This window comes from Pantoea dispersa (assembly GCF_014155765.1).
Lineage (GTDB): Bacteria > Pseudomonadota > Gammaproteobacteria > Enterobacterales > Enterobacteriaceae > Pantoea > Pantoea dispersa.
This window is the reverse complement of sequence record NZ_SCKT01000007.1, coordinates 42,234-66,260: the sequence shown is the minus strand read 5'-3', so window position 1 is coordinate 66,260 and position 24,027 is coordinate 42,234. Positions and strand designations below refer to the sequence as shown.

The 24,027-nt window shown below is 60.8% G+C and carries 22 protein-coding genes; 6 read left to right on the top strand and 16 right to left on the bottom strand.

Annotated elements, in window-relative coordinates:
• Window positions 1-51 precede the first annotated feature (51 nt).
• Both H7K56_RS17850 and H7K56_RS17845 read left to right on the top strand, forming a co-directional pair.
• Window positions 52-969 (top strand): bestrophin family protein, encoded by a 918-nt coding sequence (locus H7K56_RS17850; protein WP_150360782.1) that lies wholly within the window; start codon window positions 52-54, stop codon window positions 967-969.
• A 107-nt stretch (window positions 970-1,076) separates the two neighbouring features.
• Window positions 1,077-1,310, top strand: coding sequence for a hypothetical protein (locus H7K56_RS17845; RefSeq protein ID WP_182689036.1), 234 nt, complete (start codon window positions 1,077-1,079; stop codon window positions 1,308-1,310).
• Between the two features lie 35 nt (window positions 1,311-1,345).
• On the opposite strand, the gene H7K56_RS17840 is transcribed toward H7K56_RS17845, so the two are convergent.
• The 4 genes from H7K56_RS17840 to H7K56_RS17825 form a co-directional block, all read right to left on the bottom strand.
• Window positions 1,346-2,242, bottom strand: a complete 897-nt coding sequence (locus H7K56_RS17840) for an alpha/beta hydrolase (protein ID WP_058770928.1) — start codon at window positions 2,240-2,242, stop codon at window positions 1,346-1,348.
• Between the two features lie 161 nt (window positions 2,243-2,403).
• The gene (locus H7K56_RS17835) at window positions 2,404-2,751 is read right to left on the bottom strand and encodes a hypothetical protein (RefSeq protein WP_021507870.1); all 348 of its coding nucleotides are present in this window, start codon (window positions 2,749-2,751) and stop codon (window positions 2,404-2,406) included.
• A 26-nt stretch (window positions 2,752-2,777) separates the two neighbouring features.
• A complete protein-coding gene (locus tag H7K56_RS17830) occupies window positions 2,778-4,127 on the bottom strand; it encodes a cation:proton antiporter (RefSeq protein WP_150360783.1) in 1,350 nt (449 codons plus the stop codon).
• A gap of 53 nt (window positions 4,128-4,180) precedes the next feature.
• Window positions 4,181-5,389, bottom strand: a complete 1,209-nt coding sequence (locus tag H7K56_RS17825; RefSeq protein ID WP_031279767.1) for an MFS transporter — start codon at window positions 5,387-5,389, stop codon at window positions 4,181-4,183.
• A gap of 93 nt (window positions 5,390-5,482) precedes the next feature.
• Here H7K56_RS17825 and H7K56_RS17820 point away from each other — a divergent pair, with 93 nt between their 5' ends.
• Window positions 5,483-6,412, top strand: coding sequence for a LysR family transcriptional regulator (locus tag H7K56_RS17820; RefSeq protein WP_021507873.1), 930 nt, complete (start codon window positions 5,483-5,485; stop codon window positions 6,410-6,412).
• A 103-nt stretch (window positions 6,413-6,515) separates the two neighbouring features.
• Here the strand turns inward: H7K56_RS17820 and H7K56_RS17815 are convergent, their stop codons facing one another.
• The 10 genes from H7K56_RS17815 to H7K56_RS17770 form a co-directional block, all read right to left on the bottom strand.
• Window positions 6,516-7,016, bottom strand: a complete 501-nt coding sequence (locus H7K56_RS17815; RefSeq protein ID WP_021507874.1) for a TIGR00645 family protein — start codon at window positions 7,014-7,016, stop codon at window positions 6,516-6,518.
• 54 nt (window positions 7,017-7,070) lie between these two features.
• Window positions 7,071-9,746, bottom strand: a complete 2,676-nt coding sequence (gene kdpD / locus H7K56_RS17810) for a two-component system sensor histidine kinase KdpD (RefSeq protein WP_182689035.1) — start codon at window positions 9,744-9,746, stop codon at window positions 7,071-7,073.
• 108 nt (window positions 9,747-9,854) lie between these two features.
• Window positions 9,855-10,427, bottom strand: a complete 573-nt coding sequence (gene kdpC, locus H7K56_RS17805) for a potassium-transporting ATPase subunit KdpC (protein WP_150059619.1) — start codon at window positions 10,425-10,427, stop codon at window positions 9,855-9,857.
• A gap of 11 nt (window positions 10,428-10,438) precedes the next feature.
• Window positions 10,439-12,487 carry a potassium-transporting ATPase subunit KdpB gene (gene kdpB / locus H7K56_RS17800; RefSeq protein WP_021507877.1) on the bottom strand — a complete coding sequence of 683 codons (2,049 nt, stop codon included), beginning with the start codon at window positions 12,485-12,487 and terminating at the stop codon, window positions 10,439-10,441.
• Between the two features lie 7 nt (window positions 12,488-12,494).
• Window positions 12,495-14,174 (bottom strand): potassium-transporting ATPase subunit KdpA, encoded by a 1,680-nt coding sequence (gene kdpA / locus H7K56_RS17795; RefSeq protein ID WP_150361673.1) that lies wholly within the window; start codon window positions 14,172-14,174, stop codon window positions 12,495-12,497.
• Window positions 14,174-14,263, bottom strand: a complete 90-nt coding sequence (gene kdpF, locus H7K56_RS17790; RefSeq protein WP_021507879.1) for a K(+)-transporting ATPase subunit F — start codon at window positions 14,261-14,263, stop codon at window positions 14,174-14,176. The genes kdpA and kdpF overlap by 1 nt, the downstream gene beginning before the upstream one ends.
• A gap of 108 nt (window positions 14,264-14,371) precedes the next feature.
• Window positions 14,372-15,535: an HD-GYP domain-containing protein gene (locus H7K56_RS17785; protein ID WP_021507880.1), complete on the bottom strand. Its 1,164-nt coding sequence runs from the start codon at window positions 15,533-15,535 to the stop codon at window positions 14,372-14,374.
• 91 nt (window positions 15,536-15,626) lie between these two features.
• Window positions 15,627-15,959: a HigA family addiction module antitoxin gene (locus tag H7K56_RS17780; RefSeq protein WP_058775157.1), complete on the bottom strand. Its 333-nt coding sequence runs from the start codon at window positions 15,957-15,959 to the stop codon at window positions 15,627-15,629.
• Between the two features lie 48 nt (window positions 15,960-16,007).
• Window positions 16,008-16,307 carry a type II toxin-antitoxin system RelE/ParE family toxin gene (locus tag H7K56_RS17775; protein ID WP_059013049.1) on the bottom strand — a complete coding sequence of 100 codons (300 nt, stop codon included), beginning with the start codon at window positions 16,305-16,307 and terminating at the stop codon, window positions 16,008-16,010.
• Between the two features lie 59 nt (window positions 16,308-16,366).
• Entirely contained in the window at window positions 16,367-17,761 is a 1,395-nt protein-coding gene (locus tag H7K56_RS17770) for an MFS transporter (RefSeq protein WP_059013046.1), read from the bottom strand.
• Between the two features lie 435 nt (window positions 17,762-18,196).
• Between H7K56_RS17770 and H7K56_RS17765 the strand changes: the two genes are divergently transcribed.
• Window positions 18,197-19,111 carry a sugar ABC transporter substrate-binding protein gene (locus H7K56_RS17765; protein ID WP_021507882.1) on the top strand — a complete coding sequence of 305 codons (915 nt, stop codon included), beginning with the start codon at window positions 18,197-18,199 and terminating at the stop codon, window positions 19,109-19,111.
• 296 nt (window positions 19,112-19,407) lie between these two features.
• On the opposite strand, the gene H7K56_RS17760 is transcribed toward H7K56_RS17765, so the two are convergent.
• Entirely contained in the window at window positions 19,408-19,902 is a 495-nt protein-coding gene (locus H7K56_RS17760; RefSeq protein ID WP_058775154.1) for a GNAT family N-acetyltransferase, read from the bottom strand.
• Between the two features lie 63 nt (window positions 19,903-19,965).
• Between H7K56_RS17760 and H7K56_RS17755 the strand changes: the two genes are divergently transcribed.
• The gene (locus tag H7K56_RS17755) at window positions 19,966-21,798 is read left to right on the top strand and encodes an ABC transporter ATP-binding protein (RefSeq protein WP_150361672.1); all 1,833 of its coding nucleotides are present in this window, start codon (window positions 19,966-19,968) and stop codon (window positions 21,796-21,798) included.
• Here H7K56_RS17755 and H7K56_RS17750 read toward each other — a convergent pair.
• Window positions 21,795-22,919, bottom strand: coding sequence for a GNAT family N-acetyltransferase (locus tag H7K56_RS17750; protein WP_150361671.1), 1,125 nt, complete (start codon window positions 22,917-22,919; stop codon window positions 21,795-21,797). The two genes, H7K56_RS17755 and H7K56_RS17750, sit on opposite strands and share 4 nt — an antisense overlap.
• A gap of 185 nt (window positions 22,920-23,104) precedes the next feature.
• Here H7K56_RS17750 and H7K56_RS17745 point away from each other — a divergent pair, with 185 nt between their 5' ends.
• The gene (locus tag H7K56_RS17745; RefSeq protein WP_150361670.1) at window positions 23,105-24,004 is read left to right on the top strand and encodes a LysR family transcriptional regulator; all 900 of its coding nucleotides are present in this window, start codon (window positions 23,105-23,107) and stop codon (window positions 24,002-24,004) included.
• Window positions 24,005-24,027 lie beyond the last annotated feature (23 nt).

Below are 24,027 nucleotides of genomic sequence, written 5' to 3'. Positions count from 1 at the left end.
TGCGACGGGCGTAATCTGTGGCGACAAAATCATAAAAAACACCATCGCAAAATGATCGTACGTCCTCATCAACACTGGTTTCTCCGGTTGTTTGACTGGCATGGCTCAGTGCTGTCTCGCATTGCGTTCCGCCTGTCGCTTAACCTGCTGATGTCAGTGATCGCCATTCTGGGTTATCCCTGGTATTCCACGCTCGGCATTCACCTGACCACCGCGCCGTTCAGCCTGATTGGCGTGTCGATAGCTATCTTTCTTGGCTTTCGCAATAACGCCAGCTACGCGCGCTTTATCGAGGCGCGCACGCTGTGGGGCAATATGCACATTACTCAGCGCTCGCTGCTGCGCCAGGTGAAAACGCTGCGCGGACTGCGTGCGGAACAGGTGCAGGAGTTTATCGGGCTGCAGCTGGCATTTAGCTGGAGCCTGAAACACCGGCTGCGTAAAACCGATGCCCAGCCCGATCTGCAGCGGCTGCTGCCGCCCGCGTGGCACGCCGCGGTGCTCGGCCATCCGATGCCGACCTCGCAAATCATGTTATGCATGGGCGAATGGCTGGCGCAGCGGCGTGATGAGGGATTAGTGACGGATATCGTCTGGCAGAGTATTGATGACAACCTCAATCATCTGTCGGCGTATCTGGGTGGCTGCGACCGGCTGGCCAGCACACCGATTCCCTTCGCCTACAGCCTGATTCTGCACCGCACGGTGTATCTGTTCTGCACCCTGCTGCCGTTTGCGCTGGTGGCGGATTTGCACCTGATGACGCCGCTGGTATCGGTGTTTATTTCGTACACCTTTTTGTCGCTGGAGTCGCTGGCGGAGGAGCTGGAAGATCCGTTCGGCACCGCGCCCAATCATCTGCCGCTGGACGCGCTGTGCGTGAATATCGAACGCAATCTGAAAGCGATGAACAACGATTTCCCGCTGCCGGCAGCGAGCCAGCCGGACCGGTATTTTAATCTGACGTGAACCAGGTGCGCATGAATGCGCACCCTACAAAATAGCGCATCATACTGCTGCAGGGGCGCCATTCATGGCGACCAAAAAACGGTGACCAGGCGAGCATCCAGGTGCGCATGAATGCGCACCCTACAAAACAGCGCGTCACGCTGCTGCAGGGGCGCCATTCATGGCGACCAAAAAACGGTGACCAGGCGAGCATCCAGGTGCGCATGAATGCGCACCCTACAAAACAGCGCGTCACGCTGCTGCAGGGGCGCCATTCATGGCGACCAAAAAACGGTGACCATGCGAGCATCCAGGTGCGCATGAATGCGCACCCTACAAAACAGCGCGTCACGCTGCTGTAGGGTCGCCATTCATGGCGACCGCAGCCCATCACACCTTAACCCAGCTTATCCAGCCAGCGGACATACGCCTGGTCCCACAGCGCGGCGGGGGTGCCGGCTTTACCGAGGCCAAAGCCATGGCCACCGCTGCTCAGTTCGATCAGCTCAACCGGCACGCGCATACGGCGGCAGGCGTCGCGCATCAGCTCGGTGTTATGAGGGTTGGAGGTATGATCGTCCTCCGCCTGCGCCAGAAAGGTTGGCGGATAGGCACGGGTAACGTAATTTTGCACTGACCAGTTGGCTTCCTGGGTCGGCGTGGCGTCATTGCCCACGATCATCTGATGAGTACGGGTGTGCTGATATGGCGCTTCAAGGGTGATAACCGGGTAAATCAGCCCGACGCTGTCTGCGGTTGGCCGGATGTCATCCAGCGAATCCTGCGGTGAATAGGTGACGAAGTCAGGCCGCGCTGCCGCCATGCCGAGCAGATGGCCGCCGGCCGAAAAGCCCAGCAGGTGCACCTTGTTTTCCATCGCGCGCACCATGCGAATCGCGCGCTGCGCATCCTGCAGCGGCGCCATTCTGCCGGCCTGCCACTTTTCACCCGGCAGTCGGTAGCTCAGCACGTAGGCAGTATACCCGTTGGCATTAAGCCAGCGCGCGACCGGCCAGGCTTCGCGCCCCATGCCGATAAAACGGTAGCCGCCACCAGCCGCAACGATCACCGCTTCGCCGTTGGGATTCTCCGGACGAAAGCGCTGAATGGCGGGAGAAACAATATTGGTCCACGAACCGTTAGCGCTGACTTTCAGCAGGCCAGACGGACCGCCGCCGCCCGGTGGGTCGTCCGGCCAGAGCGGAATAATGTCATCCCGGGCAAACAGTTTGCCCGCCGTCATGGAGAGTACGGTTGCTCCGCTAGCCAACAGAAAACGACGCCGTGTAATCATCTTGCCCAGTAGCCGGTATGGAAAATGCGCCAGCCCGGAGGCGGCGTCTCATTATGTGATGCAGGTCCTGTTTCAATCTGGCGATAATGTACGCATTTCGTACAAAAAAGCCATAAAAAAACGCGCCAGAAAAGGCGCGTATTCACGAAGAGAAGGGAAAATTAATCCTGCTGCTGGAATTGAGTCATCACCGTCTGCTCGCACTGCTGCTGATCGTGACGCAGCTTCGCCCGCTCTTCTTCGCCCAGCTCCAGCCAGCCGTTGACCACTTCCTGCGCGGTTTCCTCGTTGAAGGAGGGCTTGTTCATGGCCGACGGTGACTGGCTGGCCGCCAGCTGTGACTTCATTTTCTCAGTGTAGCTCTGCATGTCACCGGTTTTCTGCTCCCCGCTAACAATGTGGCACAGCTGGCTGGCGTAGATATTCTCCTGCGCGTCGGCATCCGTATCATCCGCCAGCGCGCTGGCGGACAGCGACAGCCCTACCAGGGCGATAAGCAATGCTTTCATAATAAGCTCCCGTTATTTCCAGAAAATCACGTTTCGTCTTGCTGCGTGCGTGCCGCCTGCCGGGCAGCACGCCAGTTCAGTAGCGGCGTCACCGTGATGCCGTGCAGCACAATGCTGCACACCACCAGCGTCAGCGCCATGTCCATCATCTGTTCCGCCTGCGGGCCCTGCAGGCCATGCACCCAGGCATAAGCAATATAATTGATACTGCCGATGCCGCGAATCCCCAGCCAGCCAATCAGCATCCGCCGCATAAACGGCATTTCGCAGCGCCAGGTGGTCAGCCATACCGCCAGCGGCCGCACCACCACAAACAGCAGCAACGCCAGGCCGATGCCGGTGAGATTCCAGTGATGCGCCAGCGTGATGCCCAGCACCACCATCATCGCTGCCGCCAGCAGGCGTTCGATAGTATCACCAAACGACAGCGCATCGCCGACCACCAGGCCGACCGATTTTACCGGGCTGCCGCCCTGCTGCTTCAGACGCTGGTTAGGATTGACCAGCACTTCTGCCGGCAGGTAGCGCTTCTCTTCCGGCAGATCTTCCAGCGGAAAGCGTTTGGTCACGCGCAGCTCGGCGCGGCGCAAGCCGACGCCTGCTGCAAAGGTGGCAAGAAAGCCAGACGCATCCACCGACTGCGCCGCCGCGTAGCTCAGGGCGATCAGCGCCAGCGCGAGGAAATCATTTGGGGCCACGTCGTGATGCGCGCTGCGCAGATGGGTCGCCAGCTGGCCGATCAGCCGGCCGAGCAGGTAACCAATCGCCAGCCCGCCGCCAATCGCCCACAGCACATCGCGCGCTGCCCAGCCGCCCAGCAGCTCGAGACTGAAGGCGCCCGGATGCATCATCAGCAGCGCCAGCATCAGCAGCGGCAGCGCTGAACCATCGTTCATGCCGGCCTCGCTGGAGAGCGCCACGCGCAGCGCATCGTCATCGCGCGCATCGTTAACGGAGATCAGGCTGGCAAGCACCGGGTCGGTCGGGGCAACAATGGCACCAAACGCCAGCGACAGCGGCCAGCCAAAGCCGGTAATCCAGTGAATCAGGCAGGCCATGCCGCCGACGGTCAGCAGCATCGCCGGGAATGCCAGCCGCAGCCCGACGCGCCACGCGTGCGCACTCATCGGCAGACGCAGCTTGAGCCCGGTGATAAACAGCGAGGCGGCCATGGTGATTTCGGTGATATGGGCGGCGAGCTCGGCGTGGCCGATAATGTCGATTTGCAGCAGATTAAGCATCCACGGGCCGCACAGAATGCCCGCGAACAGGTAGAGACCAAACGACGTCACCGGCCCCCGGTGAATCCAGCCGGAAGCCAGTGACATCAAAAGTAGCAGACCGCCAGTGAGGGCGGTCCAGGCCAGGAAGTTCATAACGCTCCGTTTTTAAATAACATTCTCCTTTAAGCCTGGCACAGGATCGTGAATTAGTTTTGCAGATGGCGACTGGCGAGGCGAATCAGCAGCGCAAGCACAGCGGCAGCCGTCGCAAGGCTGACCACGCCATTCCAGCCGAAATGGGCCAGCGCCAGGCTACCGAGCGCCGCGCCGGTCGCCATACCGATAAACACCACGGTGAACATCAGCGCATTGAGGCGGCTGCGCGCTTCCGGCGCCAGGCTGTAGACCAGCGTCTGATGCGCCACCAGCGTGGCCTGCACGCCAAGGTCAAAGCCGATGGTGCTGAGGATAATCAGGCCAAGCTGCGCCGGCACCGGCAGCACCGGCAGCAGGAACATCAGGGCAAACGACACCATCACCAGCGTGGCGCCATACTGGGTGACACGCGCCGGGCCGATGCGGTCGGCAAAACTGCCCGCCAGCGGCGCGGCCAGCGCCCCGGCGGCACCGGCCAGACCGAAGGCCCCTGCCACGGCGCTGTCGAGATGGAAGCGATCGCTCAGCATCAGCGCCAGGGTAGACCAGAAGGCGCTAAAACTTACCGACAGCAGGCCCTGCGCCAGCGCCGCGCGGCGCAGCGTCTGGTGATGCTGCCACAGATGCGCCAGCGACAGCAGCAGACGCGGATAGCTCACCGTGGTGCCCGGCGTAAAGCGCGGCAGCGCGCGCCACAGCGCCAGACTGCTCAGCAGCACCGCCGCCGCCGCCATCATGTACATGGTGCGCCAGCCCAGATACTCCGCCACCACGCCGCTCACCACGCGCGACAGCAGAATGCCGACCAGCAGCCCGGTCATCACTGTGCCGACGGTTTTGCCACGGCTGCGCTCCGGTGCCAGCGCCGCCGACGCCGGCACTATGTCCTGCGCCACGGTAGCGGTTAATCCGGTAACAAAGCTGGCGATCAGCAACGCATTGATGCCGCCGGAAAAGCCACACAGCAGCAGCGCGGCGACCAGCAGCAAGCCTTTAACCAGAATGATGGTGCGGCGATCGTGGCGGTCACCGAGCGGGGCCAGCAGCAGAATCCCCAGCGCGTAACCGGCCTGGGTCAGCATTGGTACCATACCAACGCTGCCAATGCCCACATTGAACTGTTTACTGATGATATCCAGCATCGGCTGGCTGTAGTAAATCGATGCCACGCTGAGACCGGCACCGGCCGCCAGCGTAAACACCAGCGGCGCCGGCAGCTTTTCAGCAGGCATGGCAGAAGATTGAGACATGGCAGACATAGTGGTTTTCCCCTGTGATGATGCGCTTATTAAAGCGCGTTGCGGCCATACGCGGTAGACTGCTATGACACAGAACTGTTATGCAGGCTACGTATGAGCACACTCACCAGCGTTGACCGCATCGAACTGATGCAGACGTTTATCCGCATTGTTGAAAGCGGCTCGCTGTCGGCGGCCGCGGCGCAGCTCGGCACCACCCAGCCCACCGTGAGTCGCCGTCTGCAGGCGCTGGAACAGCGGCTCGGCCTGAAACTGATTTTACGTACCACCCATGCGCTGAAACTCACCGACGACGGAGAGCGCTGCTATGCCCAGGCACGGCAGCTGGTGGCGACCTGGCACGCGCTGGAAGATGAGTTAACTGGCGCGAATGACGACCCGATCGGCACGCTGCGCGTGCGTGCGCCGCATGCGTTTGGTCAGGATCAGTTGATTGCACCGCTGATGGATTATCTGCAGCGCTATCCGCGCCTGGCTGTGGAGTGGATGCTCAACGACCGCACGCCGGACTTTGTCAGTGAAAACGTTGACTGCGCCATTCAGGTCGGCGCGCCCACCGATCCGTCGGTGGTGGCGGTGCTGCTGGCGGAAGTGCCGCGCTTTGTCGTTGCGGCACCGGCGCTGCTGGCGGCTCATGCGCCGGTGAAAGAGGTTACCCAGCTGACACAGCTGCCGTGGCTGGCGCTGACCAGTTTTTATCGTAACGAAATTGCGCTACAGCGTCTCAGCGACGGCCAGCCGATCAACCTGGCGATTGCCCCGCGCCTCGCCAGCGATAGCCTGTACGCGGTGCGCAAAGCCGCGCTGGCGGGCATGGGCGCCGCGATTGTGTCGTCATGGGTGGTGCAGGAGGATTTAGCCAGCGGCGCGCTGGTGCAGCTGGTGCCCGACTGGCAGGCGCCGCCGCTGCCGGTGTGGCTGACCTACCCGTGGGCCAGTTATTATCCGGCCCGCCTGCAGCATTTTTTCGCGATGATCAGGGACGTGATGCCGCAGCTGACCGGCACGCAGCCGGTGCGGTAAGGGGCCAGGTCGCCATGAATGGCGACCCTACGGGGCACTGCGGTTTTTTACAGGGTGCGCATTAATGCGCACCTGGTGCAATGGGTCAGCTCATGCGTGAAGGTCACGATTTCTTTTCAACCTTCGACATATTATCCAGCCAGCCCATCACAAAGGCCGACAGCACGAAGGTCAGGTGGATGATTACGTACCACATCAACTTTTCGTTGGCGACGTTACGCGCGTCCATAAAAATACGCAGCAGGTGAATCGATGAGATCGCCACAATCGAAGCTGCCACTTTGTTTTTCAGCGAGCCGGAATCCATCTTGCCGAGCCAGCTCAGCTTCTCTTTGCTTTCATCGATATCCAGCTTGGAGACAAAGTTCTCATAGCCGGACAGCATCACCATGACCAGCAGGCCACCAACCAGCGTCATGTCCACCAGCGACAGCAGCAGCAGAATCAGATCGTTTTCCGCGATGCTGAGAATGTTGGGCAGCAGGTGAAAAATTTCCTGAAAAAATTTAACCGTCAGCGCCAGCAGCCCCAGCGAAAGTCCAATGTAAACCGGTGCCAGCAGCCAGCGCGATGCATACATCAGGTTTTCGGTAAAACGTTCCATAAGTTCCCATTTATCAACAGACAAGCCATCGAGTATAACCGAACTTATGTGAAGTTATTTCAGTGCTTCTTCAGAAATTTCAGGCGCGGCCGGCAGCGGCAGCGACAGGCGAAACACCGCCCCGCCCTGCGGCCGGTTTTCCGCCCAGATGCGTCCGCGATGCGACTCAATAATGGTTTTGCTGATGGCCAGCCCCAGCCCGACGCCCGGCACGGCCGACTCCTTGTCGCCGCGGGCAAACTTGTCAAAAATGCGCGTCAGATTCTCCGGCGCAATGCCCGGTCCGTTATCCCATACGGCGATCTCCAGCCGGGTTTTATCGCGCCAGGCACGAATGCCGTGCTGCGCGGCATTGCCGGCATACTTCAGGCTGTTTTCGATCAGGTTAGTAAACACCCGCTCCAGCATCGCGCTGTCGCCTTTGATCAGCACCAGCTCCGGCGGTAAATCCAGCGTGAAGTCGTGCCCTTTCAGCGACGGTCCCATGCTGCTTAGCGCGCCGCCAATCACCTCATCCAGTGCCACCCACTCTTCGCGCAGGTTCAGCCCGCCGGACTGAATGCGCGCCATGTCCAGCATGTTGCTCACCAGCCGGATGGTGCTCAGCGTCTGTTCGCGAATCTGATTGGCCTGGCCAACGTATTTTGACTGTTCGCTGGCGAGGTCCAGCATCAGCATCTCAGCCTGGCCAAACAGCACCGTCAGCGGCGTGCGCAGATCGTGGGACAGCGCCGACAGCAGCGCATTACGCAGCTGCTCGCGCTCGGCGGCCAGCCGTGACGCGGCTTCGCTGTGCGACAGCGCCATGCGTTCCAGCGCGTTGGCAATCAGCACCGTAAAGGTCTCCACCAGCCGCTGCTGTTCGGGAATCATCAGCTGGCGCAGGTTGTCCGGCTCAACCACCAGCAGGCCGCGGCAGTGTGCCCCGCTTTTCAGCGGCAGAATCTGGTACGGCACCGCCGGTAACGTATCAGTGCCGGCACCGGCCGGTTGCCCTTTGCTGTAGCTCCATTTGGCGATGCCGAGGTCGGGCGGCGTCCCGATGGTGCTTTCACCCGCCGACTGCAGCTCACCCTGTTCGTCGGGCAGCAGCAGCTGGCTGCGCGCCTGCAGCGTCACCTCAATGACGCGCTGGCTGGTAGCAGCGATATCCTGCGGCGTCAGCGCGCTGCCAAGCGATTTCGCCATCTCATACAGATGGCGCGCGCGCTGTTCACGGTAGCGCGCCACCCGCGCCTGATAGCGCACGCCGGCGGTGAGATTGCCGACAATCACCCCGACCGCCAGCATCACCGCAAAGGTCACCAGGTATTGCAGATCCGATACCGCCACCGTGCCGGTGGGGGCCACAAACACCAGGTCGAAGGCCAGAATATTGATTACCGTGGCGAATACCGACGGCCAGCGGCCAAAGCGCAGCGCCACCAGCACCACCGCCAGCAGATAGATCATTACCGCGTTGGCGGTATCAAACTCCACCAGCCACCAGCGACCAATCAGCGTCACCAGTACGCACAGCGCGATCGCCATCAGACACCCGCGCAGGTGCAGCCGCCATTTCTCGCCGCTGGCACGCTGGCCGCTCAGGGCCGCTGGCACATCGCGCACCGGCTCATCCAGCGCCACCACCAGCAGGTCGAGCTCCGGCCCCAGCTCGCCGAGACGCTGGGCAAAGCTGTCGCGTCGCCAGCGCCGCTGCGGCTGCCGGCCGGTGACGATTTTGCCGAGATTGTGCTCGCGCGCATAGCGCAGCACCGCGCGCGCCTCGTCCGGGTCGGACAGCGTGGCGGTTTCCGCGCCCAGCTCCTGCGCCAGCTGCAGCGTGCGCAGAATGGCGCGCCTCTGCGCTTCCGGCAGTCGGTTGAGGCGCGGCGTTTCCACATACACCGCATGCCACTCGCTGCCGAGACGGGCAGCAAGACGGGCGGCGGTGCGTACCAGCTTTTCACTGCCGGTGTCGTCACCGATGCACAGCAGAATCGCGTCGCGCGTGTGCCACACTTTGTCGCGCCCCTGCTGATCGCGCCAGGCGCGCATCTGATCGTCTACCCGGTCGGCCGTGCGGCGCAGCGCCAGTTCACGCAGCGCGAACAGGTTGCCTTTGCGGAAGAAATTTTCGATGGCGCGCTCGGCGCGGTCGCCGACGTACACTTTGCCCTCTTTCAGCCGCTGACGCAGATCGTCCGGCGGCAGATCCACCAGCACCACTTCATCGGCGCTGTCGAAAAAGGGATCGGGTACGGTTTCGCGCACCTGAATGCCGGTGACGCCGCCCACCACGTCATTCAGGCTCTCCAGATGCTGCACGTTGACGGTGGTAATCACGTCGATACCGGCATCCAGCAGCTCTTCAATGTCCTGCCAGCGCTTGGGATGGCGCGAGCCCTGTACGTTAGTGTGCGCCAGTTCATCCATCAGGATCACCGCCGGATGGCGCGCCAGCGCGGCGTCGAGGTCGAATTCCGCATGGCGCGACCGACCGGTGGCGCGCCGCGCCAGCACCGCCAGCCCCTGCAGTAGCGCGGCGGTCTCTTCACGGCCGTGGGTTTCGACCACGCCAGCCAGCACGTCCAGCCCCTGCGCACGCAGGCGCTGCGCCTCCTGCAGCATGGCGTAGGTTTTCCCTACGCCAGCACAGGCGCCGAAGTAGATTTTCAGTTTACCGCGATGGCTGTCGCTGTGATTGAGCAGCAGGGCATCGGGATCGGGGCGCGGTAATTCGTCGTTCATGCGAGGTCCATTTTTATCGCGTGCACCAATGTGGCATTGCGCAATAAATTGCGCCGCTACGGTATGTGCACATTTTTGTAGCGGCACGATTCTTCGCGCGGTTTGAAACTATCCCTGCAAATCATCCAGCGCCATATTCAGCCGCAGCACGTTCACCGTTTCTTCGCCGATAAACGGCAGCAGCGGGCGCTCGGTGTTGCGCGCAATCAGCGCCTCAACGTCTTTCAGCGTCATGTTGCGCGCTGCCGCAACGCGCGGTGCCTGCCACAGCGCCGCTTCAGGGGAGATATCCGGATCCAGGCCGCTGCCTGAAGCGGTTACCAGCTCCACCGGCACCGCTGCCGGCGCCTGCGGGTTGGCAGCGCGCAGCGCAGCGACCCGCTCCGCCACCGCTTTATCCAGCGCCGGATTACTGGCGGCAAGGTTGCTGCCGCCTGACGCCTGCGCGTTGTACGGCACGTCGCTGGTGGCCGATGGACGGCCCCAGAAGTGCCCCGGCTGGCTGAACGCCTGACCGATCTGCTCTGAGCCGCGCACCGCGCCGTCGCGCTCAATCAGCGAACCGTTGGCCTGCGACGGAAACCACCACTGCGCCAGGCCGGTGGTCAGCAGCGGATAGACCGCGCCGGTCAGCAGGGTAAGCAGGATTAACAATACTATAGCCGGACGTAACTGACTCATTTCTCTTCTCCTTACACCAGACCCGACAGCGTCAGCAGCAGGTCGATCGCTTTAATGCCAATAAACGGCACCACTAAACCGCCTACGCCATAAATCCACAGATTGCGGCGCAGCAGCGCTGCCGCGCTCATCGGCCGATAGCTCACGCCTTTCAGCGCCAGCGGAATCAAAAACACAATTACCAGCGCGTTAAAGATCACCGCCGACAGAATCGCCGAGGCCGGTGAATGCAACGCCATCACGTTCAGCATATTGAGCTGCGGATAGGTCACGGCAAACGCCGCCGGGATGATGGCGAAGTATTTCGCCACATCGTTGGCGATACTGAAGGTGGTAAGCGAACCGCGCGTCATCAGCATCTGTTTGCCGATGTGCACCACTTCCAGCAGTTTGGTCGGGTTCGAGTCAAGATCGACCATGTTGCCCGCCTCTTTCGCCGCCTGGGTGCCGGAGTTCATCGCCACCGCCACGTCGGCCTGCGCCAGCGCGGGCGCATCGTTGGTGCCGTCGCCGGTCATCGCCACCAGGCGCCCTTCCGCCTGATACTGGCGAATCAGTGCCAGCTTGGCTTCCGGCGTCGCTTCCGACAGGAAGTCATCGACACCGGCTTCCGCCGCAATCGCCGCGGCGGTTAACGGGTTATCACCGGTGATCATCACCGTTTTGATGCCCATCTTGCGCAGCTCGGCGAAACGCTCCTTAATGCCGCCTTTAACGATGTCCTTCAACGCCACCACGCCCAGCACCTGCGCGCCTTCAGCCACCACCAGCGGCGTACCGCCGGCGCGCGCCACCTCTTCCACCCGGGCATTAACCTCAGCCGGGAAGCTGCCGTGGCTGGCTTCGATATGACGGCGTACCGCGTCGACCGCACCTTTGCGGATCAGGCGATCCTGCACGTTGACGCCGCTCATGCGCGTCTGCGCGGAGAACGGGATAAAGCTGGCGCCCATGCTGCTGAGATCGCGTTCGCGCAGGTTAAATTTCTGCTTCGCCAACACCACGATGCTGCGCCCTTCCGGCGTTTCATCGGCCAGCGATGCCAGCTGCGCCGCGTCGGCCAGCTGCTGCTCGCTGACGCCCGGCGCGGGCAGGAACTGCGTCGCCTGGCGGTTACCGAGCGTGATGGTGCCGGTTTTGTCCAGCATCAGCACATCCACATCACCGGCGGCCTCCACGGCGCGCCCGCTGGTGGCAATCACATTGGCTCCCAGCATGCGGCTCATGCCCGCCACGCCAATCGCCGACAGCAGTCCGCCGATGGTGGTGGGAATCAGGCACACCAGCAGCGCCACCAGCACCGTCACGCTAACCGGCGTGCCGCCCCAGGCGGAAAACGGCCACAGCGTGGCGGTCGCCAGCAGGAACACAATGGTCAGCGACACCAGCAGAATGGTCAGGGCGATTTCGTTGGGCGTTTTGCGGCGTTTAGCGCCTTCCACCATGGCGATCATGCGGTCGAGGAAGGTTTCGCCCGGATTGACGCTGCACTGAATCACCAGCCAGTCCGACAGGATGCGCGTCCCGCCGGTCACCGAGGCAAAATCCCCGCCGGATTCACGAATCACCGGTGCCGATTCGCCGGTGATGGCGCTCTCATCCACTGACGCGCCGCCCTCCAGCACTTCACCGTCGCACGGGATGATGTCACCGGCTTCCACCAGCACCACATCGCCTTTGCGCAGCGTATCGGCCGCCACCGGCCGCCACTGCGCACCGTGAAACGGTTCCGCCAGTTTCTTCGCATCGCTGTGCTTGTTCACCCCTTTCAGGCTGTTGGCCTGCGCCTTGCTGCGCCCTTCCGCCAGCGCTTCGGCGAAGTTAGCGAACAGCACGGTAAACCACAGCCAGATGGCGACCGCCGCGGTAAAGCCGGCGCTGCCGTTCAGCTGCCCCGCCGCCATACCGATGGCCAGCAGCGAGGTGAGCACGCTGCCGATCCACACCAGAAACATCACCGGGTTGCGAAACTGTACGCGCGGATCGAGTTTTTTCACCGCATCCAGCATCGCGGTGCGCGTCAGCGCCGCATCAAACAGCGCCAGTTGTTGACGACTCATGATTCCGTTATCCCTGAATAAGTTGCAGATGTTCCGCCACCGGGCCAAGCGCCAGCGCGGGAACGAAGGTCAGCGCACCCACCAGCAGCACGGTGCCCACCAGCAGTGCGATAAACAGCGGGCCGTGAGTCGGCAGCGTGCCGTTGCCCACCGGCTGAATTTTCTTCGCCGCCAGCGAACCGGCAATGGCCAGCACCGGAACGATGATGCCGAAGCGGCCGACCAGCATGCAGAAGCCCAGCAGCAGGTTCCAGAACGGGGTGTTGGCGCTGAGACCGGCGAAGGCGCTGCCGTTGTTGTTGGCCGCCGACGATACCGCATACAGCACCTCACTGAAGCCGTGAATGCCAGGGTTGGCCATACCGGCGCGTCCGGCTTCGGTCATCATCGCCAGCGCAGTACCCAGCAGCACCAGCGTCGGCGTCACCAGAATCGCCAGCGCGGTCATTTTCATCTCCCACACATCGATCTTTTTGCCCATGTACTCCGGCGTACGGCCAATCATCAGACCGGCGATAAACACCCCAAGCAGCACGAACAGCAGCATGCCGTACAAGCCGGCACCGACGCCGCCGAACACCACTTCGCCCAGCTGCATCAGCCACATCGGCACCATACCGCCCAGAGCAGTGAAGGAGTCATGCATGGCGTTTACCGCACCGCACGACGCCGCGGTGGTGATCACCGCAAACAGGCTGGAGTTGAGAATGCCGAAGCGTGTCTCCTTGCCTTCCATGTTGATCGCGCTATCGGCGCCCAGGGTCAGAAAGTGCGGATTGCCGCGCAGCTCAGCCCACATCACCGCGACCACCGCCAGCACAAACATGATGCTCATGGCCCACAGCAGCATATGGCCCTGACGGCGATCGCCCAGCTGCTGACCAAAGGCAAAGCACAGCGCGGCCGGGATCAGGAAGATGCTCAGCATCTGCACAAAGTTGGTCAGTGCCGTAGGGTTTTCGAACGGATGCGCCGAGTTGGCGTTGAAGAAACCGCCACCGTTGGTGCCGAGCATTTTGATCGCTTCCTGCGAGGCTACCGGCCCGAGCGGCAGCGTTTGCTGCGCGCCTTCCAGCGTGGTGAAGGCATGATAGGGTTCAAAGTTCTGAATGCTGCCCTGGCTGACAAAAAACAGCGCCATCAGCAGGCTAATCGGCAGCAGCACGTAGACGGTGATACGCGTCAGGTCGCGCCAGGCGTTACCGAGCGTTTCCAGCGAACGGTTGGCAAAACCGCGCATCAGCGCAAACGCCACCGCAATACCGGTTGCCGCCGAAAGGAAGTTTTGCACCGTTAAGCCCGCCATCTGGCTGAAGTAACTCAGCGTGCTCTCGCCTGCGTACGCCTGCCAGTTGGTGTTGGTGACAAAGCTGATCGCCGTATTGAGCGCCAGATCCCAGCTCAGGCCAGGCAGATGCTGAGGATTGAGCGGCAGCGCGCCCTGCCCCATCAGCATCGCCAGCAGCAGCACAAAGCCGAGCGCGTTAAACAGCAGGATGGCCAGCAGATAGTGCGGCCAGCGCATCGCCGCGCCGTCAACGCCGGCCAGACGCCACAGCACGCGTTCGCTGCGCGTTAGCAGGGGTTTATCCGCCACCATCAGCGCCAGCAAGCGGCCCAGCGGCTGCGCCAGCACCATCAGCACCAGCAGATAGCACGCAATCAGTAAAAACGCATTCGCCGCCATCAGAATGCCTCCGCATTAAGCAGGGCATAAATCAGGTAGCCCAGTAATAAAAATACCAGCACGATGCCGGCTATCACGCCCACACTCACAGCAACCTCCAGAGGATTTGGTAGTGCAGCAAGCATGCGCGGCGCGGCATAAAGAAGGGGTAAAAAGGCGCAGAGCGGGCGTAAAGAAAGTATAAAAACGCGGGCAGATCAGGCGCTTTCCAGCGCCCAGATGCGGTTCAGGTCAACGTTGTGCCACAAGCCGCTGTCCTCAGCGCCAGTGATGGTATCGGTGCAGAAGCTGTCGCCGAGGTCCAGCGCTTCCGGTTTGACCTCGCGCTGCGAATGCAGCGACCAGAACACATGCACTTTGGGTTTCAGCAGCGATTTTTCCCCGGCCTGCACCACCAGCGCCACGCGCCCGGAGGCCAGCCGTACCAGCGAGCCCACCGGATAAATACCGATGGTGCGCACAAACGCGTGCAGCAGCGCACTGTCAAAGTGGCCGCGCCAGCTCAGCATATTGTGCATCGCCTCCGCCGGCGTCCAGCCTTTGCGATACGGGCGATCGGAGGTCACCGCGTCGTAGACGTCACACACCGCCGCCATGCGTGCGTACAGCGAGATCTCTTCGCCCTGCAGCCGATGCGGATAGCCGCTGCCATCGAATTTTTCATGGTGATGCAGCGCAATATCCAGCAAATCTTCATCCGCATGGGCTTCCATCAGCATTTGCGCACCGACGATTGGATGCTGCCGCATAATCGTAAACTCTTCGTCGGTGAGCTTATCCGGCTTGTTGAGGATGGTCAGCGGCACCGCGGCTTTACCGACGTCATGCAGCAATCCGCCCATGCCCACGCGACGCAACTGCTGCTCATCCAGCCCCATTTTCTTGCCCAGCGAAATCATCAGACCGCACACCGCCATGGAGTGCAGGTAAGTGTAATCGTCATGATTTTTCAGCCGCGCCACGCTGAGCAGCGCGGTTGGCTCGCGGGTAATCGATCCGGCAATTTCATCGACCAGCTCAAGGGTAAAGGCAAGATCGAGGCCCTGCCCCATGCGCGCTTCGTTGAACATCGCCAGCACCTGCGGCTTGCCCTGGTTGAAGATGCACTGCGCCTGATCCATCTCGCGGAAAAACGGCGTCTGTGGAATGTCTTTTTTCGGCTGCGGCGTGGCAGGCGCGCGCACCGACCGCTCGGGATCGATCCATACCTGCTGGATCCCCTCGTTACGGATCAGGGCGATCTGACGCTTATCGGTGATCAGCATCTGGTTGCGAATGCGTTTGTCCTTGATCCACCAGACCTCAAGCTTGTGGATAAACATGCCTGGCCGCAGCTCGTCAACGGTAATCAGCTTTATCACGATATCGCTCCTTAATATCAGTGGATGGTAAGGAGTGATATCGGCAGCTGAGCAAAAAATCTTCAGGGCGGCGTGACTGGTCGGGTCAGGTTCAGGCAACCTGCGTGCCGCGCTGGGCTAAAAAGGCACTCAGCGTCATGACACGGCTTAACTCCTCCTGCGTTCTGGCGTCATTTTCCACTTCCCACTGATCGAGATGACGCTGCAGGTTAAGCCAGAATTCAATCGAGGTGGCGAAAACCCGTGCCAGCCGGTAGGCCATCTCAGTGCTGAGTTTACGGTTGTTATTCACCAGCGCGCTGACGGTGTTGCGATGCACATTCAGCATCTCCGCCAGATCATTCACTTTGAGGTTGAGCGGTTCGAGAAATTCATACTGCAGGACGTCCCCCACGCTGGTGGGTTTGCGCATTGCTTGTTTCATAAGGTGCTCTCTTTGGTACGGGTAGCGGGCCAGAAGGGATCGTTAGCGCTATTTTTTGTAGCGGTGCGGATCCAGATACAGATCCCAGGCTTCGCCTTTTGCCCACTGGAAAATTAGCCGATACTGCGCGTTAACCCGAATCGAATAATAACCCAGCAGCGGCGGCTTTAACGCTTCAAAACGGTTACCCGGCGGCGAACGCAAATCCTGATGCGAAGTGGCGGCATGAATGATATCCAGCTTACGCGCCAGCGCTGATTCAATCGCACGCGGAATCTGCGCATGCGGTGTCCCATGGGTATAAAATTGTGCCAGCCAGGCCTGACGAAACGCCCTGATTGAACCCATCCTGCTTCCCTGCCTGTCTTACGAACCAGCAGGTAAAATAGTGCACTCATGCACAGTGCTCAAGTGCACTTTTTAACATCATAGTTTATTTCCGATCGGGATTCCAGATCGGCAACCTCAGACCGATCGCCTACGCGTTCAATCGGGCCCATCACCAGCAGGAACAGCAGTGCCGCGACGACACAGTGCGCACCGACGAACACCAGGCCAATGCTGTAGCTGCCGGTCAGGCCAACGATCACGCCAAACAACAGCGGCGTAATAAATCCTGCCATGTTGCCGATGCCGTTGAAGATCGCGCCGGCGAGGCCAACCGCCTCTTTGGGGGCCGTATCGCTGACCACGGTCCAGGTGCCCGCGCCCGCCGCCACGCCTTTGCCGAAGAAGGCAAACGACATGATGGCGATAATGCCGGCGTTGGAAGGGATCACCGCCGCCAGAATCAGCGATGCGGCCATCAGCATGCCAACGATGTACGGCGTTTTGCGCGCCCACGACAGGCTCCAGCCGCGCGCCAGCAGCTTATCTGAGATGTAGCCACCGCTGATGCCGCCCAGAAAGCCAAACAGCGCCGGTGCAATGGTGGCGAAACCGGCATCCAGAATGTTCATGCCGCGCGCCTGCACCAGATAGATCGGGAACCAGGTAATGAAGAAGTAGCTAAGCGCGATAGTGCAATACTGGCCGAGGTAGGCGCACCACAGCATGCGGTTGGTGAGCAATGTTTTAAACATCGCTTTGCTGATCGGTGGCCGTGCCCGCAGCGTTTGCGCGGCGTCGATATCCACCAGCGCGCCGCCCTGTTCAATGTAATGCAACTCGCTGGCGGAAACGTGCGGATGCTGACGCGGGCTGCGCATATAGCCCGCCCAGACAAACACCGCCAGCACGCCGATGCCGCCGAGCACAAAGAATGGCCATTCCCAGCCATAACGCGACACCAGCCAGCCGGAGAGCGGTGAGAATATCGCCACGGCAAAGTATTGTGCCGAGGCAAACAGCGACGATGCGCGTCCGCGCTCTGCGCCCGGGAACCACATGATGACTGCGCGGGCGTTGGCGGGAAAGCTCGGCGCCTCAATCAGGCCCAGCGCGAAGCGCAGCGCAAACATCAGCGTCAGCGCCATGGTCATGCCACTGGAAAACTCACCGACAAATCCCATCAGCAGGGTCGAAACCGACCACAGCGCCAGCGTCACGCCGTAGACCTTTTTGGTGCCGAAGCGATCGAGAATCAATCCGCCGGGGATCTGACCGATAACATACGCCCAACTAAAGGCCGAAAGGATCAGGCCGAGCTGGATCGCCGACAGGCCAAACTCCTGTTTGATCGCTGAGCCGGAGATCGACAGGATCGAGCGATCGGCATAAGCGACCACTGACAGGAACAGAATCAGGCAAAGGATCCAGATACGCACATGGCTGTTCTGGCTGCGGTTTTTGCGTTGCAACATAGGCTGAATTCCTTGATGGAGGAGCATCCTGCCCCGAAGCGATGATGGTCAGGAATACCGCGCAGATTTCCCTGTTCAGCAACTATAGGAAGCCAGTGTTGCTCTGGTCATTGTGCGAATGAAGGAATCCGCGCGGCGAAACGGCGCGGGTTTTGGTCGCTGACACAAAGCCGGGTGCGGTAGCGCACAAAATCTTCAATCCGTGCTGGCTTTCGCCGCGGAATGTGCGCCAGCGCTGAGAAAAGAGTTTGCGCGATCACTATGAGCAGGCAAAGCATCCATGCGCGTCGGGCAAATTGTGCGCTACACAGCAAATTACCACGCAGCAGATTGCCAGCTCTGCTGCCGGCTCGTAGGCTGAAAATGATTTCATTGAGCCATTTTTAACACCAATGAAAAATTTATTCTAATAAACAGCTTACTCTGGAGTCTGCGATGAAAACCCTCAAGGCGATACTGTTACTTGGCCTGCTGACCAGTTCTGCTTCCGCGCTGGCGGAGAAGATCGGCGTGTCGATGGCCTATTTTGACCAGAACTTCCTTACCATTATTCGTCATGCCATTGATAAAGAAGCCAAAGCGCGCGGGCTGGATGCCCAGTTTGAAGATGCGCGCGGCGACGTCGGCCGCCAGACCGACCAGGTGCAGAGTTTTATCAGCGCTGGCGTGGATGCCATCATCGTCGATCCGGTGGATTCTGCCAGCACACCACAGCTGACCAGACTGGCGCAGCAGGCGAAAATTCCGCTGGTGTACGTCAACCGCACGCCAGGCGATAAAACCCTGCCGCCCGGCGTGGTGTTTGTTGGTTCGGACGAACGCGAATCCGGCACGCTGCAAATGGAGGCGCTGGCTAAGCTGGCAAATTATAAAGGTAACGTGGCGATCATGATCGGCAACCTGACCGATGCCGGCGCGCTGCAGCGCACCAAAGATGTCGAGCAGGTGGTGGCGAAATACCCAGGCATGAAAGTGGTACAGAAGCAGCCAGCAAATTATGCGCGCAACGAAGGCATGGACCTGATGCTCAACTGGATTGGCAACGGTGAAGCGATCGATATCGTCGCGGCCAATAACGATGAGATGGCGATTGGCGCGGCAATGGCGCTGGCAAAGAGCAATAAAAAGATTCTGGTGGGCGGCATCGACGCCACGCCGGACGGCCTGAAGGCTCTGGCGCAGGATAAGATGCAGGTGACGGTGTTTCAGGACGCCATCGGTCAGGGCAAAACCTCGGTAGACGTGGCGCAGAAGCTGATTAAAGGCGAGAAAGTGGCTTCACACGTGTGGATTCCGTTCGAGCTGGTGACCAAAGAGAATATGCAAAAATACGTCGAGCGCAGCCAGTAGCAGGCGGACACTGCCGGGGCGCGATTGTGGCGAGCTGGGTTGCCTGGTGCGCATGAATGCGCACCCTACAGATATTCTGCGAACACTGTAGGGGCACCATTTATGGCGACCTGGTTCCTGGTGCGCATGAATGCGCACCCTACAGATATTCTGTGAACACTGTAGGGGCGCTATTTATGGCGACCTGATTCCTGGTGCGCATGAATGCGCACCCTACAGGTAGTCTGTGAAATTGTAGGGGCGCCATTTATGGCGACCTGGTTACCGGGCGCCCTGGTTCCAGGCCGACGCAACCATCACTCGCGCAGTATCGCCATGACGATGATGTCGTGGTACTCGCCCTCGCGCAGGCAGGCTTTGCGCTTCACGCCTTCCTGCTCAAAGCCCAGGCGCTGATACAGACGCAGCGCGCGCTGGTTGTCGTGAAACACTTCCAGCTCAACGCGGATCACGCCCAGCCAGTTAAAGGCATAGTCGATACCGGTGCGGATCAGCCGCTCACCGATGCCACGACCGCTAAACGCCGGATCGACGCCAATACCAAAGCTGATGCTGTGACGCGTACGCGGCCGCTGTTCGGTAAACAGCGTCAGCTCGCCCACCATCTGCCCGTCGATTTCCGCCACAAAGCCGATATGGCCTTCGCTGTTCATCGGCTCGAATTTTTTCTGCCAGGTGGCGACGCTGGGAAACGGCAACTGCGTGGTCCAGCGATACACCTCGGGATGACTGTATAAACGTTGATAGGCGGCGGCATCGCCCGGTTCGCGTCCGCGAATCTGCAAATCCATGTCGATAATCCCTGTTCAGTTGCACTAAGCTGTTAACTCTCACCGATCGGAAAGAGTGGCCTTATGTTGTATCGTCGTTTTGAACGTTTTATCAATATTTTTCAGGATGCCCCCACCGATTCCCCACCCGCCAGCGTGTGGCCGTTTTACCTCTATTATCTGCGTCAGGTGTGGCCAAGTTTTGTCGCGCTGCTGATTGTCGGACTGGCGCAGGCGCTGATCGAAGTGGCGCTTTTCAGCTATCTCAGCCGTATTATCGATCTGGTCAATCACACCACGCCCGCCACGCTGTTCAGCGATAACTGGCCGATTCTGCTGTGGATGGCGGCGGTGGCGCTGGTGCTGCGGCCGGTGGTGATCGCACTGCACGATATGCTGGTGCATCAAAGTATTAACCCCAGCATGACCAGCATGATTCGCTGGCAGCATCACAACTATGTGCTGCGGCAGAGCCTCAATTTCTTCCAGAACGATTTTGCCGGCCGTATCGCCCAGCGCATCATGCAAACCGGTAACTCGCTGCGTGACTCGGCGGTTCAGCTGGTGGATGCCATCTGGCACGTGGTGATTTACGCCGTGACCTCACTGGTGCTGTTCGCGGAAGCCGACTGGCGCCTGATGATTCCGCTGATCATCTGGATTGTGGCGTACAGTTTGTCGCTGCGCTTCTTTGTGCCGCGCGTCAAGCAGCGCTCGGTGGTGTCATCCGAGGCGCGCTCGAAGCTGATGGGCACTATCGTTGACGGTTACACCAACATCGCTACCCTGAAACTGTTTGCCCATAACGATCTGGAAAAACGCTACGCGCGCGACGCCATTCAGGAACAGACCGACAAAACCCAGCATGCCAGCCGCATGGTGACCAGCATGGATATCACGCTGTCGACGCTCAATGGCCTGCTGATTGTCAGCACCTCCGGCCTCGCGCTGTGGCTGTGGAGCCAGTCGCTGATCAGCGTAGGCGCCATCGCGCTGGCCACCGGGCTGGTGATTCGCCTGGTGAACATGTCCGGCTGGATCATGTGGGTGGTGAACGGCATCTTCGAAAACATCGGCATGGTGCAGGATGGCCTGAACACCATTGCGCAACCGCTCAGCGTGCAGGATGCGCCGCAGGCGAAAAAGCTGCAGGTGATGCGTGGCCAGATCCGCTTTGAGGATGTGCGTTTTGACTACGGCGGCGGCCGCCAGGTGATTAACCGCCTGAATCTCAATATCAAGCCTGGCGAGAAAATCGGTCTGATTGGCCCGTCCGGCGCCGGTAAATCGACCCTCGTGAACCTGCTGCTGCGGCTGTATGACATCAACGGCGGGCGCATCCTGATTGACGATCAGGACATCGCGCAGGTCACACAGGCGAGCCTGCGCAGTCAGATTGGCATGATCACCCAGGATACGTCGCTGCTGCACCGCTCGATTCGCGAAAACCTGCTGTACGGTCGCCCGGATGCCAGCGAAGCCGAACTGCAGGCGGCGATTTTGCGCGCCCGCGCCGACGAGTTTATCCCGCTGCTCTCCGATCCGCAGGGCCGTACCGGGCTGGATGCGCACGTCGGCGAGCGCGGCGTCAAACTCTCTGGCGGCCAGCGCCAGCGTATTGCCATCGCCCGCGTGCTGCTGAAAGATGCGCCGGTTCTGATCATGGATGAAGCCACGTCGGCGCTCGACTCGGAAGTGGAAGCGGCGATTCAGGAGAGCCTGGAGACGCTGATGCAGGGCAAAACGGTGATCGCCATCGCCCATCGCCTGTCGACCATCGCGAAAATGGACCGGCTGGTGGTGCTGGAGAACGGCGGCATTGTTGAGATGGGTAACCATCGCGAACTGCTGGCGCACGGCGGGCTGTACGCGCGCCTGTGGCAGCATCAGACCGGCGGATTTGTCGGCGTCGATTAATCGCCGCGCCGGTAAGGCAGGGCGTCGCGCGCTTCCTGTGCCCAGGCGCGTACCCCTGCCCGCTCCTGCTGCAGAAAATCCCCGACCGCCTCACGCAGCCCCGGATGGCACAGATAGTGCCAGGAGTGGGTGAGTTGCGGTTCAAAGCCGCGCACCAGCTTGTGCTCGCCCTGCGCACCGGCATCAAAGCGCTGCAGCCCTTCGGCGATGGCGAAATCCATGCCCTGGTAGAAACAGGTCTCGAAGTGCAGCCGGTCAAACTCTGCCAGACAGCCCCAGTAGCGGCCATACAGCGTGTCGTCATCCACCAGACAGAAGGCCATGGCCGCGGGCTGCTGCTGTAGCGTGGCGATCACCACGCGAATCGCCTGCGGCATCCGCTCCGCCAGCAGGCTGAAGAAGGAGCGCGTCAGATAGGGATGCTGGCCGCGCACCGCGTAGGTGTTGGCGTAGCAGGTATACACAAAATCCCACTGATCTTCACGCAGCTCATCGCCGCGATACCAGTTAAACGCAAAGCCGCTGCTGGCCACCTGTTCGCGCTCTTTGCGCAGCTGCTTGCGTTTGCGCGACATCAGCGTGTCGAGAAAGTCGTGAAAATCGCGGTAGCCGCGATTGTGCCAGTGATACTGCACGCCGAGGCGCGCCAGCCAGTCCGGCTGGGTTGCCAGCAGCGCGTTGGCGTGCGGCGTGGTGAAGTTGATATGCGCCCCGCTTAAGCCGTGCCGCTGCAACGCATCGGGCAGCGCTTCCAGCATCGGGATGATGGCCGTCTCGTCGCCCAGCAGACGCGCACCGGTCACCGGGCTGAACGGAATGGCGCCGAGCCATTTGGGGTAATAGGCGATGCCGGCACGCTGGCAGGCATCGGCCCACGCGTGATCGAACACATATTCGCCCCACGAGTTGTTTTTACGGTAGCCCGGCAGCGCCGCACGCAGCCTGCCGTCTTCGCGCCACAGCAGATGATCCGGCTGCCAGCCGTTTTCCGCGCGCACGCTGCCACTCTCTTCCAGCGCGAGCAGGAAGGCGTGACGCAAAAAAGGTTGATTGTCAGGTAACAGCGCATCCCATTCGGCAGCGGTGATCTCCGCCAGCGATGACAGGTGAAGCAAAGGCATTGTTGGCTCCCGGCCAGCTTAAGGCGAATGCCTAGTTCAGCAGGTTTTGCCGCCGTGCGAAAGGTGCGGCGCACTGAATGTAAAGCGGGTCGTTGCGCCATGCTGCGCACATTGCTGCCGCGGCCCGTGCCACGATTTTTCACTTCGCCTGTGTATACTCACCCTTTTCCCTTGCAGGAAATGCCATGGATCGTCTTGATTGTGATCGCTTGTTTGTCGCCGTACTCGAAGTCGGCAGTTTTGCCGGTGCCGCCGCCCGGCTCGGCACCAGCAGCGGCCAGGCGTCAAAGCTGGTGTCGCGTCTGGAGCAGCAGCTTGGCGTGCAGCTGTTCAAGCGCAGCACACGAGCGCTGTCGCCCACCGAGATCGGCCGCGCCTATTACGAGCGGGTGAAAACCCTGCTGGAGGCGTTCGACGCGCTGGATGCCACGGTGCAGGAAAATGCCCGCTCACCCACCGGTCGCCTGAAGATCAGCGCACCCGGCACCTTCGGCACCGCGGTGCTGGCCAGCGTGCTGGTGGCGTTCGCGCGTCACTATCCGCTGATTGAACTGGACGTCAACTTCTCCGACCGCGCCGTGAATATCGTCGATGAAGGCTTCGATATGGCGATCCGCATCGGCAAGCTGGACGACAGCAGCCTGATTGCGCGCCGTCTGGGCGAGGTGCCAATTCGCCTCGCCGCCGCGCCCGGCTATCTGCTGCAGCACGGCACGCCGCAGCACTGGCGCGACCTCGCGACGCATCAGTGCATCAGCGATACCAATTTTCGCGATCCGTGGCACTGGCCGTTCGTTACGCCGTGCGGCGACAGCGTCAGCATGCCGATTCGCGGCCGCCTGTGCTTCTCCAATACCGAAGCCTGCCTGCAGGCGGCGCTGGCCGGCCTCGGCATTGCGCGTCTGCCCGGTTTTATCGCTGCACCGGCGCTGCAGCGGGGCGAAATCGTCACGCTGCTGGAGGACTTTGCGCCGCCAGCCATGGGCCTGTTTGCTCTGTATCCGCCCGCGCGCCATCTGGCGCAGAAAACCCGCCTGCTGATCGACTTTCTGGCCGAGCACTTCCGCCTGCATCAGCCCGGCTGATTCCTTCCATTATGGAAACAATC

What these genes read in the sequence shown, in the direction of transcription:
- H7K56_RS17850 (WP_150360782.1), top strand. Translation starts at nt 52, where the DNA reads ATGATCGTACGTCCTCATCAACACTGGTTTCTCCGGTTGTTTGACTGG.
- H7K56_RS17845 (WP_182689036.1), top strand. Translation starts at nt 1,077, where the DNA reads ATGAATGCGCACCCTACAAAACAGCGCGTCACGCTGCTGCAGGGGCGC.
- H7K56_RS17840 (WP_058770928.1), bottom strand. Translation starts at nt 2,242, where the DNA reads ATGATTACACGGCGTCGTTTTCTGTTGGCTAGCGGAGCAACCGTACTC.
- H7K56_RS17835 (WP_021507870.1), bottom strand. Translation starts at nt 2,751, where the DNA reads ATGAAAGCATTGCTTATCGCCCTGGTAGGGCTGTCGCTGTCCGCCAGC.
- H7K56_RS17830 (WP_150360783.1), bottom strand. Translation starts at nt 4,127, where the DNA reads ATGAACTTCCTGGCCTGGACCGCCCTCACTGGCGGTCTGCTACTTTTG.
- H7K56_RS17825 (WP_031279767.1), bottom strand. Translation starts at nt 5,389, where the DNA reads ATGTCTGCCATGTCTCAATCTTCTGCCATGCCTGCTGAAAAGCTGCCG.
- H7K56_RS17820 (WP_021507873.1), top strand. Translation starts at nt 5,483, where the DNA reads ATGAGCACACTCACCAGCGTTGACCGCATCGAACTGATGCAGACGTTT.
- H7K56_RS17815 (WP_021507874.1), bottom strand. Translation starts at nt 7,016, where the DNA reads ATGGAACGTTTTACCGAAAACCTGATGTATGCATCGCGCTGGCTGCTG.
- kdpD (WP_182689035.1), bottom strand. Translation starts at nt 9,746, where the DNA reads ATGAACGACGAATTACCGCGCCCCGATCCCGATGCCCTGCTGCTCAAT.
- kdpC (WP_150059619.1), bottom strand. Translation starts at nt 10,427, where the DNA reads ATGAGTCAGTTACGTCCGGCTATAGTATTGTTAATCCTGCTTACCCTG.
- kdpB (WP_021507877.1), bottom strand. Translation starts at nt 12,487, where the DNA reads ATGAGTCGTCAACAACTGGCGCTGTTTGATGCGGCGCTGACGCGCACC.
- kdpA (WP_150361673.1), bottom strand. Translation starts at nt 14,174, where the DNA reads ATGGCGGCGAATGCGTTTTTACTGATTGCGTGCTATCTGCTGGTGCTG.
- H7K56_RS17780 (WP_058775157.1), bottom strand. Translation starts at nt 15,959, where the DNA reads ATGAAACAAGCAATGCGCAAACCCACCAGCGTGGGGGACGTCCTGCAG.
- H7K56_RS17775 (WP_059013049.1), bottom strand. Translation starts at nt 16,307, where the DNA reads ATGGGTTCAATCAGGGCGTTTCGTCAGGCCTGGCTGGCACAATTTTAT.
- H7K56_RS17770 (WP_059013046.1), bottom strand. Translation starts at nt 17,761, where the DNA reads ATGTTGCAACGCAAAAACCGCAGCCAGAACAGCCATGTGCGTATCTGG.
- H7K56_RS17765 (WP_021507882.1), top strand. Translation starts at nt 18,197, where the DNA reads ATGAAAACCCTCAAGGCGATACTGTTACTTGGCCTGCTGACCAGTTCT.
- H7K56_RS17760 (WP_058775154.1), bottom strand. Translation starts at nt 19,902, where the DNA reads ATGGATTTGCAGATTCGCGGACGCGAACCGGGCGATGCCGCCGCCTAT.
- H7K56_RS17755 (WP_150361672.1), top strand. Translation starts at nt 19,966, where the DNA reads ATGTTGTATCGTCGTTTTGAACGTTTTATCAATATTTTTCAGGATGCC.
- H7K56_RS17750 (WP_150361671.1), bottom strand. Translation starts at nt 22,919, where the DNA reads ATGCCTTTGCTTCACCTGTCATCGCTGGCGGAGATCACCGCTGCCGAA.
- H7K56_RS17745 (WP_150361670.1), top strand. Translation starts at nt 23,105, where the DNA reads ATGGATCGTCTTGATTGTGATCGCTTGTTTGTCGCCGTACTCGAAGTC.